Genomic DNA, 8,546 nt, shown 5'->3' with positions numbered 1-8,546 from the left:
GGACTGAACGCCACCGAGTTCACGGCGCCGGTGTGGCCGGTGAGGGTCGCGATGGTCTTGTGGGTGGTGGTGTCCCACAGCCGCGCGGTGCCGTCGTCGCTGCCGGTGGCGAGGGTACCGTCCTGGCTGAACGCCACCGACATCACGCTATCGGTGTGGCCGGTGAGGGTGGCGGTGGCCGTGGCGGTGGCGGTGTCCCACAGCCGCGCGGTGCCGTCGATGCTGCCGGTGGCGAGGGTGCGCCCATCCGGACTGAACGCCACCGAGTTCACGGCGCCGGTGTGGCCGGTGAGGAGGGCAGTGGCCGTGGCGGTGGTGGCTTCCCACAACCGCACGGTGCCGTCGTCGCTGCCGGTGGCGAGGGTACCGTCCTGGCTGAACGCCACCGAGTTCACGGCGCCGGTGTGGCCGGTGAGGGCACCTGTGGCCCTGCCGTTGGCGGTGTCCCACAACCGCACGGTGCCGTCGCTACTGCCGGCGACGAGGGTGCGCCCATCCGGACTGAACGCCACCGACTTCAGGCTCCTGGTTCTTTTGTAATAGAGGAGGGCGCCGCCCCCACGGTTGGCGGTGTCCCACAGCTGCGCCTTGCCATAGTTGATGCCGGCGGCGAGGGTGCGCCCATCCGGACTGAACGCCACCGAGAACACGGTAGCGGCGTGCTCATCGGGGTGCGGGGCGTCTCTGGTGACACTCTCGTGGGTGGTGGTGTTCCACGAACGCGCGGTGCCGTCGTTGCTGCCGGTGGCGAGGGTACCGTCCTGGCTGAACGCCACCGAGTTCACGGCGCCGGTGTGGCCGGTGAGGGCACCTGTGGCCCTGCCGTTGGCGGTGTCCCACAACCGCACGGTGCCGTCGCTACTGCCGGCGGCGAGGGTGCGCCCATCCAGGCTGAACGCCACCGACGTCACGGCGCCGGTGTGGCCGGTGAGGGTGGCGGTGGCCGTGGCGGTGGTGGTGTTCCACAGCCGCGCGGTGCCGTCGTTGCTGCCGGTGGCGAGGGTACCGTCCGGACTGAACGCCACCGAGGACACGGCGCCGGTGTGGCCGGTGAGGGTGGCGGTGGCCGTGGCGGTGGTGGTGTTCCACAGCCGCGCGGTGCCGTCGCTACTGCCGGTGGCGAGGGTGCGCCCATCCGGACTGAACGCCACCGAGGACACGGCACCGGAGCCGATAACGAAACGCTGACGCAGCGGAGGGTGCACGCTGTCGCGGAGGGCGGCGGCGGCCTCCTCAGTGGGGCTAGTGCGATGGGCGGCGACCGCAAGGAGGGCGGCGAGATCGTAGTCTCTGGAAAGCAGGGAAGTGGACTGGGCGGCCAGCTGCCGGGACAGAGCGTCCTTCTGGGCGGCCACGGCCACCTGTTGCCGCCAGACGGCCACTCCCGTGGCGATCAGGGCGAGGGCGAGGGCGGTGGCCAGGATCGTGTTGAGGCGTCGGCTGCGGCGGGCGGCGGCCTGCTGGCGTTGGCGTCCGGCGGTGAGGTAGCCGTCAAGGTCGCCCGGTAGCCGGTGGTGGCCTGCCAACTCGGTGCCTTCGGCGAGGAGGGTACCGGTCGGCAGGTCCTGGGGGTCGCGTTGTTCCTTCCAGCGGTTGTACTGGTCGCGGGCGCGGCGGAGCCAGTCGAGGAAACGCAGGTCCTCCTCGACCCACTGGCGCAGGGTGTGCCAGTCGCGGATGAGCGCGTCGTGGACCAGTTCGGCCACCGCGATCCCCTCCGCGTCCTGCGCGCTGCCCGGCCGTGCGTCGTCGGGGAGCCGGTGGGTGGTGACGATGCGGTGCCGGGAGAGGACCGCCAGGACCTCGTCCACGGCCCGCCCCCCGTCGGGGATGGCGTCGTCGGCGGCCAGGTCGACCAGTTCACTGATCGGGAGCTGCTGACGCGCGGCGGGGATGCCCAGTACTTCGTCGGCGGGGCGGACCAGGGCGGTGAGGACCCTGCGGGCGACGGCCCGCTGCTCCTGGTCGAGGTCGCGCAGGGCGCTCTCGCACCAGTCGGTGAGGGCGCCGGTGACTTCTCCGATGCGCTGGTAGGCGTCGTGGGTGAGACGGCCGTCGTCCTTCAGACGGCGTTCCCACAGCCGGGTGAGGGCGACTTCGAGCAGGGGCAGCACGGTGACGGGCGCGCCGCCGGCGCCGTCGGTGCGAGGGTTCAGCTTCAGCACGTCGGTGATGATCAGCTCCGCCAGGCCCGACTCGAAGGGCGTGCCCAGGTCGCGGGCGGGGCCGGTGACGATCGCGTCCACATCGGCGGCGCTCAGGGTGGCGGGGACGTTGAGGACGCCCTTCGCCTTGAGTGCGGTGTCCAGCAGGTCCGGGGCGAGTGCGGACAGGCGGGAGTAGAAGTCGTCGCGCATCACCAGGACCACGCTCAGCGGTGCGTCGGAGCGGATCGCGGCGGTGATCCGGGCCAGCGCCTCCAGGGCCTGGGGGCCGGCGGAGGGCGCGAGGAGTTCCTCGAACTGATCAACGACCAGCACCACACGGGATTCAGGGGCCGCATCGGCCTCCCCGCTGCCGGAATCCGCACCGCCGCTGGCGCCCACTCCCGCCTCCTCGGGCGCGCCCTCGGGCAGGCCCGTGCGGGCGAGGGCGGCCGGCAGGTCCGGTCCCGGCCGCGTGAGGACCTGGCGCCAGCTGTCGCTGCCCGGCAGGCGTCCCGCGGTCAGTGCGGGCAGGACCCCGGCCTGCACGAGGGAGGACTTGCCCGAGCCGGACGGGCCCAGCAGCAGCACCACCCGCCGCCCGCCCCTCAGTCCCTCCAGGACCCGGTCCACGGCGTCCTCGCGGCCCCGGAACCAGCGGGCGTGCTCGGCGGTGAACGGCTCCAGCGCCCGGTACGGCGACACGTCCCGCTCGTCCGGCCTGCCCGCCTCGTCCAGCGCGGACCACGCCTCGCGCAGGACGGCCGTGGGGGTGGCGTAGGCGATTTCCTGGCCGCGGTTGTGGCTGTCGTGGTGTGCGATCGAGGTGAGCATCCCCACCACCAGGCCGGTCGTCTCGTCCAGGACCGGCCCGCCGCTGAACCCCTGGGTGAGGTCGTTGGCGTCGGTCAGCTGCAGCAGTTCACCGACTTCGTCGGCGGGGGGCAGGATGCCGCCGGCGGTGGCGAACCCGTAGTGCCCGCCCGGCGGCGCCTGCACGGGGAACCCGAACGAGCGCACCCGGTGCTCCCGCGCACCTGCCGCCGACCCCAGCGGCAACGGCCCAATGCCCACCGGGTGGTCCAGACGCACCAGCGCGACGTCCTGCTCCTGCGGGTCGCGCCACGCCTCCTCCAGCACCCGGCCGGTGACCTCCGGTGCGCCGTCCGCGCGCGGGAACACCAGCGTCACCGTCGAACCGGGCCCGTACTCGCCGTCGGCCAGGACGTGCGCGCACGTCACCAGCAGGTCGTCGGCGACGAGGAAGCCCGCCCCGACCACCAGGTCGTCCCCGTCGCGGACCTGCGCGACGGCCGCCGCCAACCCGTCCCCGGCCCCCGCCGTCCCCCGTCCGACCGCCATCCCCTCAGGCCTCCGGCCCGTCGCCGTCCGCGCGACCGTCGGCCTCCGGCTCCTCTTCGCCCGCGGGAGCGTCGGCCGTGCGAGCGCCGGCCGAAGCGGCGTCGGTCTCGTCCTTGCGCCACACGACCTTCACCGTCAGATGGCACTTGGCGGCGGTCCTCGTGATCACCACACCGGCCGCGGCGGAGAGATCGACCCCGAACTCCACCTGAACCTCGTCCGGCCCCGCCTCCCGCAGCCGGTGCAGCACCGTGCGCGCCAGGCCGGTCACCGGCTCCAGCGCCGACCCCAGACTCTCCGGAAGCTCCCGCACCGCGTCACCGACCCGGCCCGCCTTCACCGGCCCCGCCGCGCTGTCCTCCGCCTCGACGAGGATCGAACCCCCGCCCTCCAGCGGCACTCGCGCCAACTGCTGCCCCACGACACCCCTCCCTCAACGCCGCCCCACGACGGCAACGCGCACACCGTAGTACGCGTACCCGCACACCACGAAACCGCGAACTCCCCGATAGGTAGGGATGATTGGAATAACTTGACCGGCTGCCCGAACAGCCGTACAAGCACCACGCCGGGAGGATCCGCAGACACCAGCCGGGGAAACGATCTCCATGCCACGGAGAAGGAACTCTCCATACCAGGCACAGGACCCAACATCACCGGAATCTGCCGGTTGACCACGAACAGGCAGGGCGGGGCTGTTCCAGGGCTCCAGGACATAGCCGACGCGGCGAGCCCCGCCGTCTCGGTACGTGCGCCCACGGGGAGCCGGCTGAAGCCCATACTTCGGAAACCCAGTACCGGACCTCGCCGTCCCCAGGCCCCCGGCGCCCGGCCCGATTGAGCAACCACCGCCCCCGCCCACCCGCCCCCACCATCACTCGACATCGACGCGAACCTTGCACCCCGCCGGCAGTCGGCCCGGCAGCGGCCGGCTGCTCCCGTACCGCAACGCCACGCCCTCGCGCACGGCGATCCGCACGCCACCGCGCCGTCCTGGGCCACGAGACGCCAGCCACCGGCGGCGCGACGTCAGCGTCGGGTTCGCCTTCACCCGCGACTTGCCCCACCCTCGACACCAGCGCCCTCGCACCCCACATACCAGGGGCGGGACAGGCACGGCGCGCAGGCGGCTCCGGAAGGCCTCCAGGCCGCCTCCGCCGCGCCCGGCCGCCGTTGTTCCTCGGACACGGCGGCCACGGGCGGGCACAGGCCCCCCTGGAGAGCCTCCAGTGGGGAAGACGGCCGGGCGGGGTCAGCGCGAGTCGAGGCCGAGCGCGACGAGCTGGCCGAAGGGCTTGAGACTCGGTGACGTCCGGCGCTGCGCGATATCACGGCAAGTTACATCGCGCTAGAGGGCCGTGGAGTTGATCGGGAGTGAGAACCCGGTCTGTCCGCACGTAGCACGCTCCCCCTGAGCATCACTCCACCCCTTCCGAGCCCTGCCCAGCAAGGTGACGACGCGCGTAGATTCGCGCCCTGGCGCTGATCTGAGCGTCTACCAACAACTTGCGTACAGGAAGGTACAGTTATGAAGCTGAACGCTACTACGCGGCTCGCCGGGCTCGTGGCGGTCGCTGTTACTGCCCTCATGATCGCTCCGACACCGGCGAACGCCGCCGAGCCTTGGGGGTGTCCCGAGGGCAACTTCTGCGCGTACTCGGGCGCTAACGGAACCGGGCAGAAGTGTGTTTGGAAGGGCGTCGACCCGTACTGGACCTCAGGGGAGGTCACATGTTCATGGTCGCTGAACACCCGAGTCTGGTCGGTCGTGAACAACGGCACAAGCGGCGCTCCGGTGGCTGGCTTCACCCGGGCCAACTACGCCGGGGACAAGGTGTTCTGCATCCCCATGGGGGCCAAGCTGAACTTGCCCAACATCGGCACGTACATCAGGTCTCACAAGTGGACCTGCTGACCTGACGCCGCGAAACCCGAGGGTCTCTGCCTCTCCTTCCAGACAGCCGATTGGCCCGGTCGCCGCGCCCCGTGCGTTCTCGGACGCGGCGGCCGGGCCGTCAAGGTGGTCAGCGCCAGTCGAGGCCGTGTGCGGCGAGCTGCTCCAGCTGCGCCGGGGTGAGCTTGGCCCGGCGGGTCTTGGTGTTGGAGATCCACACCCCAAGCTTCACCTCCACCACCGCACCCTCCCCGCCGTCGATGTCGGGGACCGGCTCGACATGCTGGCGCGGCACGGTCACCGTCCCGGTGCGCGCCTGGTATAGGGCGAGAGCGGCCAGACCGCGGTCGAACGCGCTCGGCTTCCCGGCGCCGGCCTTCCTCCGACCCACCGCCCCGTCCTGCCCGGCCGGGGCCGGGAGCGGCTCGATGCCGAGCCCGGCGAGGCGCCCCTGCTGCCCGTCCATCAGGCTCTGCCACACGATGTGCTGGCGCTGGCGCTCCAGCCACCGCCCCACGTCAAGTCCGTGCAGCGTGACCCCGGGCAGCAGATCGGACAGCTCGGCTCCGCCTTGGACGCACTCGCGCACGGCGGCGAAGTGGCGCTGCCAGTCCAGCGGCCACGCCGGGTTCCAGTCCGGGTCGATCTCCTCCAGCGCCTCCACCCGGTCCGCCCGCCCGTCCAGGACGCCGGGGCGGCGCTGGTTGGACAGCCACTGCCCGACCGGCTTGTCCAACGCCGTGGCGGTGCGCGGCGCCGCCAGGGTGTGGTGGTCCTTGTAGTACTCCCGGCACGCGGCGAGGTTCTCCTCCCACGCCGCGTCCAGCGGATCCCACACCATCCCCAGCGCCTCCAGCCGCTCGACGCGCTTGCCCTCCATCTCCCCGGCCGCGTACGCCTTGCGCTGCTCGCTCACCCAGTGCCCCAGCGGGTACATCTGGTGCGGCTCCAGCCCGGCCCTCGTCGCCTCCCGGTGGTCGAACGGCACCCGCAGATGCCCCTCCCGCTTGTAGTACTTCTCGGCCGCCGACCATCCACGAGCCCAGTCCTGTCGCTCCGTGTCGATCACCTGGAAGCTCACCCAGTTCGCGACCATCACCGGGTCACGCGGGGCCGAGAAACGCAGCAGCATCCGGCTTTCCTTCTCGCCCTCCTTCGGAGCCGGGCCGATCTCCGTGGACGGCTCCACGCTGTTTTTCTGCTCGACCTGAGGAATCGCCAGCAATTCCACGGCCTCCTCATCGTGAGCCCGCAGCGCCTGCAACACGTTCACCAAAGGCCGGTAACTCCCGGAGGTGAACATGTCCTGCGGCGCCTCGCCCTCTTTCAGGAATACGGGCACGATCAGGCTGGCGAGCTTCCCCTCGCCGGGCTGCTGCCGCAAAGCGCGCCCGATCGCCTGCACGATGTCGTGCGGCGCCCCCTTCGGGTCCAGCAAGGCCACCGAGTCCACCGCCCGGATGTCCACCCCCTCACCCAGCACCCGGCAGTTGCACAACACCGACCACAACGCGCTACGCCCGAACTCCCCGATCACCCGCCCCCGCCGCTCCCCGGCGTGCTCACCCTTCAGCCAGCCCGCCCAGATCCGCTCCGGGTACGTCTCCGGATCCGCCGCGTGCAGCCGCCGCGCCATCGCCGGCAACCCCTCCGCGAACGCGTTCGCCTCCACCGTCCGGTGATGGAACGTGATCATCGTCCGCAACCGGTGCTGCGCCATGGTGCGCAGCATGGCGGCCTGGAGGGCGCCGAGCCGCTGTCCGCGGATCTCCTCCTGGCGCCGCTCGGGGCTCATCAGCCTCTCGGGGGTGACGACCGGGTCGGTCAGCTCGACCACGATGATCTGGTAGCGGGCGAGCAGACCGCGCTTCACCGCCTCGGACAGGGGGAGCTTCCACGCGACCGGGCCGAAGATCGCCTCGTCGTCCATGGACGCGGCCATCTCCTCCGGCATCCGCTCGTGCCGCTCACCCTCCCGCAGGTCCCAGGCCGGAGCCGGCCGCTCCTGCCAGATCCGGGGGGTGGCCGTCGCGTACAGGCGCCGGGCCGCCGGGATGACCTCCTGGTGGTGGATGTCCGCCCAAGCCTTCCCCAGGCTTCCCGACGTACGGTGTGCCTCGTCGACCACGGCCAGGTCCAGCGGGTCCAGGCGCTTGCCGTAGGCACCCTCGAAGGCCTCCGCCAGCACCCCCAGCGAGCTGTAGGTGGCGAACATGGTGACCGGCCCCGAGCCGTGCCACATCGCGAGCCGGATCGGGTTCGTCGTGCACCGCACGTCCATCGACCACAGCTCGACGTCGTCCTCCATCGAGCACACCGCGACCGCCGGCCCCGTGTGCCCGACCTCCCGCCACGCCTTGATGGTCTGCCCCAGCAGGGCCAGTGTCGGCACCAGGACGAGCACCCGGCCGCGCGGCACCATCCGGCGCGCGGCCGCCGCGCAGATGTACGTCTTCCCGGTCCCACAGGCCGCGTGAATCTGCGCCCGCAGCCCGCGCGCCGGAATCACCCCGCCCGGCGGGATGTCCAGCGCGCGAATGATCGCGTCGACCGCCTCGATCTGGTGGTCCCGCAACTCGATGGGCATTGCCCCGTCCCTTCGTGGAATGCCGGAGGGGATTTCCTTGATCGCACAACACCCGCAAGAGAGTCGAACGCCGGGGGTGTGCCTGTAACACTGACTCTACACAGTGCATCACCGTGATGCACCACTCTTGTCGAAGCTTCACACTCCAAGGTGGCCCGGGCGGTTTTCGGGCATGAAGCCACGCTCCGAGTGGTACACTCATCCCGTGACAAGGGTTCTGGAGGTGAGCAGTGACAGGCATTCAGAGTGGGCGGAGCGAAGCGGAGTCCACCGGACTCGACAGGGGCGCCGGCCTTGACCGGCCGTGAGGTCACGGAGAGTGAGATGCCGGGGAAAGCTCGGGGTTCCTGGGTCTACACAGCGCCCCGCGTGATGCACCAGCCCCTCCCAGTCAGCCGGATTCCCCGGAGCGAAGCGGAGTGGGAATCAGATCAATGAGCGCTTGCGCGAATTGATCAGAATTCCGCTTGCGGAATTCAATTCCCGCGCTCGCGCGGGAATTCCGCCGAAGCGAAGCGAAGGCGATCCCTGCCCGGCGGCTTGCCGCCGGGATACCCGC

At 71.2% G+C, this 8,546-nt stretch carries 4 protein-coding genes; 1 reads left to right on the top strand and 3 read right to left on the bottom strand.

Annotated elements, in window-relative coordinates; genetic code table 11:
• Both ACFU9E_RS30290 and ACFU9E_RS30285 read right to left on the bottom strand, forming a co-directional pair.
• The coding region (locus ACFU9E_RS30290) for a trypsin-like peptidase domain-containing protein (protein WP_380715506.1) at positions 1–3,506 on the bottom strand (3,506 nt) is incomplete at its 3' end.
• Between the two features lie 4 nt (positions 3,507–3,510).
• The gene (locus ACFU9E_RS30285; RefSeq protein WP_380686373.1) at positions 3,511–3,927 is read right to left on the bottom strand and encodes a CU044_2847 family protein; all 417 of its coding nucleotides are present in this window, start codon (positions 3,925–3,927) and stop codon (positions 3,511–3,513) included.
• Between the two features lie 1,107 nt (positions 3,928–5,034).
• Between ACFU9E_RS30285 and ACFU9E_RS30280 the strand changes: the two genes are divergently transcribed.
• Positions 5,035–5,421, top strand: coding sequence for a peptidase inhibitor family I36 protein (locus ACFU9E_RS30280; RefSeq protein WP_380686375.1), 387 nt, complete (start codon positions 5,035–5,037; stop codon positions 5,419–5,421).
• 109 nt (positions 5,422–5,530) lie between these two features.
• Here ACFU9E_RS30280 and ACFU9E_RS30275 read toward each other — a convergent pair whose 3' ends face one another.
• Positions 5,531–7,987 carry a Helicase associated domain protein gene (locus ACFU9E_RS30275; RefSeq protein WP_380686377.1) on the bottom strand — a complete coding sequence of 819 codons (2,457 nt, stop codon included), beginning with the start codon at positions 7,985–7,987 and terminating at the stop codon, positions 5,531–5,533.
• Between the last annotated feature and the right edge of the window lie 559 nt (positions 7,988–8,546).

Origin of the sequence: Kitasatospora sp. NPDC057595 (assembly GCF_042800875.1) — a bacterium.
GTDB lineage: Bacteria > Actinomycetota > Actinomycetes > Streptomycetales > Streptomycetaceae > Kitasatospora.
Note: the sequence above shows the minus strand (reverse complement) of the source record. Positions and strands in the feature narration are given on the sequence as shown.

What these genes read in the sequence shown, in the direction of transcription:
- ACFU9E_RS30280 (WP_380686375.1), top strand. Translation starts at nt 5,035, where the DNA reads ATGAAGCTGAACGCTACTACGCGGCTCGCCGGGCTCGTGGCGGTCGCT.
- ACFU9E_RS30275 (WP_380686377.1), bottom strand. Translation starts at nt 7,987, where the DNA reads ATGCCCATCGAGTTGCGGGACCACCAGATCGAGGCGGTCGACGCGATC.